Origin of the sequence: Pseudoalteromonas sp. S4741, from assembly GCF_005886135.1 — a bacterium.
Lineage (GTDB): Bacteria > Pseudomonadota > Gammaproteobacteria > Enterobacterales > Alteromonadaceae > Pseudoalteromonas > Pseudoalteromonas tetraodonis.
Genome location: NZ_PNCN01000180.1, coordinates 1 through 3,084, shown reverse-complemented (window position 1 = coordinate 3,084; position 3,084 = coordinate 1). Strand labels below are relative to the sequence as shown.

The window sequence follows — 3,084 nt, the reverse complement described above, 5'->3', positions numbered from 1 at the left end:
GGGGTGTGGTTATTCCCCATAAATAGGTGATAACGCAGCATCAATGCCAAACAGGCGCTGCCCGAAGGGTTCTGCCTAGGGGCGATTTACTCTTTGTTGCTCGGTTTTTACTTAGCCCACTAGGTTACAAACCTCGCGCCGCGATTAAACCGCCCCTAGTTTGAACAAATTTTAATCCGCAAAGGTCAACAGACCCTAGCCAAAGCAAAGATTAATCTTTTTTGCTTTGGCTTTTTTATAATTTTAAACTTAAAACATGACAGTTTTAAGAATTATATTAGGGTCCTAAACCTTATCGGGTTCTATTTCTGAGATGTAACGGTTAACCGATAAGTAGGAACCAATAAAGCCTAAGCTAGTGGCCAACAATACCAACGCGCCAAATTCATTAAGGCTAAGCCCTATTAGCGTAAAGCTGGTTTGATATACCCCTGCAACACTGCTTACCGCAGCAGATAGCCACCACATCATTAATGCTACGCAAATAAAAGCAAACAATCCGCCAATCACGCCATACCAAATGCCAGTCCATAAAAAGGGGGCATGAATAAAGGTATTAGTTGCCCCTACGAGCTTCATTACCTGTATTTCTTCTTTTTTATCCATAATAGATAAACGAATTGTGTTGCCTATAATAAGCGTCACTGAGGTAAGTAATAATAGCGCAATCGTAATTACACTTTCTTTTAGCAAACTGAGTAATGCATTTAAACGTTCAAGCCAAGCAATATCAAGCTTACCAAAATCAACTTCGCGTTCACCTTCAAGTTTTTTAAGCAATAGCTTAGCCGCATTAGGTTGGCTATGTCGCTGGGTTGGTGTAACTAAAACCACATTCGGTAATGGGTTACTATCTAGGTATTCTAAAGCCTGACCAAACCCAGACATTTCTTTAAATTCATCCAAAGCCTCAGTGCGAGAAATAAAAGTCACACGTTGTATTTCAGGATATAGCGCTAAGCGTTTGACTAGAGTTTGCGTTTCTTGCTCGCTCATATCCTCTTTTACAAACAAGGATATTTCGCTGGCTTGCTCAAAACCACTACTCACTTGCTGCACATTTTTAACCACTAAATATAACGTTGCGGGCAACGTTAAACTCAAACCCAAAACAGCAATGGTCATCATAGAGGCTAATGGCGTGCGCCACATTTCCCCAAGACTGTACACACCTTGGCGAAAAATATTAATAATGAAAAAGTAACCGCCAGAGAATACGGATTTTTTTTGTTTATCATTACTATTTTGACGGCTTTTGAACAGTAAACTCATAATACACCCTCAGCCAGTGGATCTTGGCTCATCCGCCCATCATGAAGCGTTAAGCTACGATACTTCATTCGTGATACTAACCCCAAGTCATGGGTGGCAATTAAAACCGTGGTGCCATGCTTATTAAAGTCTTCGAACAGGCGTAATATTTCCATTGATAACTCAGGATCAAGGTTACCGGTAGGTTCATCAGCTAATAGTATAGGAGGAGAATTAACAATGGCTCGTGCAATCCCTACACGTTGCTGCTCACCGCCAGAGAGTGTGGAGGGATGACAGCGTACTTTATCTAACAAGCCCACTTTACCGAGCGCGCCATGCACACGCTTTGCAATTTGCTTGTGGTGAGTCCCTTCAATAATTAAGGGCAAAGCAACGTTATCGAATACCGTGTATCGTTCTAATAGACGATGATTTTGAAAAATAATACCAATGTCGCGGCGTGCATACGGAATTTGTCGTGAATTTAACTTATTTAAATCCACGCCATTGATAAACACATTGCCCGCAGAAGGACGTTCCATCAAGCTAATAAGCTTTAAAAGTGTACTTTTACCGGCACCACTGTGGCCCGTTAAAAAAGCCAGTTCGCCTGGTTTTATATGAAAACTCACTTTTTCAAGCGCGCGATGCCCACCGGCATAGGTTTTACTTACTTGCTGAAAATTTATCATTTTTTATTATGCCAACCTCATTAAACGTCCTAACGCAATTGGTATTCCTTGCAATTAAAAAGGGAGCAGGCTCCCTTTTGGTAAATTAAACGTCGTCCTCATCTTGGCTAAATAGCGCGTCAATAAAGTCATCGCTCTTGAAGGTGCGTAAATCATCAATACTTTCACCTACACCAATGTAACGAATAGGAATATTAAACTTATCAGCAACGGCAAAAATAACCCCGCCTTTAGCGGTGCCATCAAGCTTTGATAGTGTGATACCCGTTAGACCTACACATTGGTTAAATAAGTTTACTTGGCTAATCGCATTTTGGCCTGTGCCAGCATCAATTGTAAGCATCACTTCATGCGGTGCATCTGGGTCTACTTTTTTCATCACACGGGCTATTTTTTCAAGCTCTTGCATTAAGTTATCTTTATTTTGCAAGCGCCCTGCTGTATCAGCAATTAACACATCAACATTACGCGCTTTAGCGGCTTGAAAGGCATCAAATACCACTGAGGCGCTATCAGCGCCAGTGTGCTGAGCTATAACAGGAATACTATTACGCTCACCCCAGACTTGAAGCTGCTCTACTGCTGCGGCTCTAAATGTATCACCGGCAGCAAGCATTACCGATTTACCTTGGTTTTGAAATTGTTTCGCCATTTTACCAATGGTGGTGGTTTTACCTACGCCGTTTACACCTACCATAAGGATAACGAAAGGCTTTTTGTCTGCTGGTATTTCTAAAGGCTGCTCTGCTGTTTTCAGCATAGTTGCCATTTCTTGCTTCATTAATTCATAAAGCGCATCACCATCTTTAAGCTGCTTGCGATCAGCGGCGTCGGTCAGGTTATCGATTAGCTTCATGGTGGTATCAACACCAAGATCGGCAGTAAGTAACTGAGTCTCTAATTCTTCAAATAACTCATCGTCAATTTTTTTACCGCTGAAGATTGAGGCAAAGCCAGAACCAATATTAACGCGTGTTTTCAGTAAGCCTTTTTTGAGGCGAGAGAAAAAACCTTCTTTTTTAGGTTTTTCCGCTTTTATAGCTTCTTCCTTTGCAAGCTCTGCGGTCAGTCGCTCTTGCTCTAGGCGTTCAGACTCCTCTTCAGCAGCCAGACGCTCTTGTTCTAAACGCTCGTTCTC

The 3,084-nt window shown here is 41.9% G+C and carries 3 protein-coding genes; all 3 read right to left on the bottom strand.

The features are described 5' to 3' along the window. Positions 1 to 285 precede the first annotated feature (285 nt). Positions 286 to 1,272: a permease-like cell division protein FtsX gene (ftsX, locus tag CWC30_RS17280; RefSeq protein ID WP_036980252.1), complete on the bottom strand. Its 987-nt coding sequence runs from the start codon at positions 1,270 to 1,272 to the stop codon at positions 286 to 288. After that, a complete protein-coding gene (gene ftsE, locus CWC30_RS17275) occupies positions 1,269 to 1,946 on the bottom strand; it encodes a cell division ATP-binding protein FtsE (RefSeq protein ID WP_138627716.1) in 678 nt (225 codons plus the stop codon). Before ftsE ends, ftsX begins: the two co-directional genes overlap by 4 nt. 85 nt (positions 1,947 to 2,031) lie before the next feature. Then, the coding region (ftsY, locus tag CWC30_RS17270) for a signal recognition particle-docking protein FtsY (RefSeq protein WP_138627715.1) at positions 2,032 to 3,084 on the bottom strand (1,053 nt) is incomplete at its 5' end.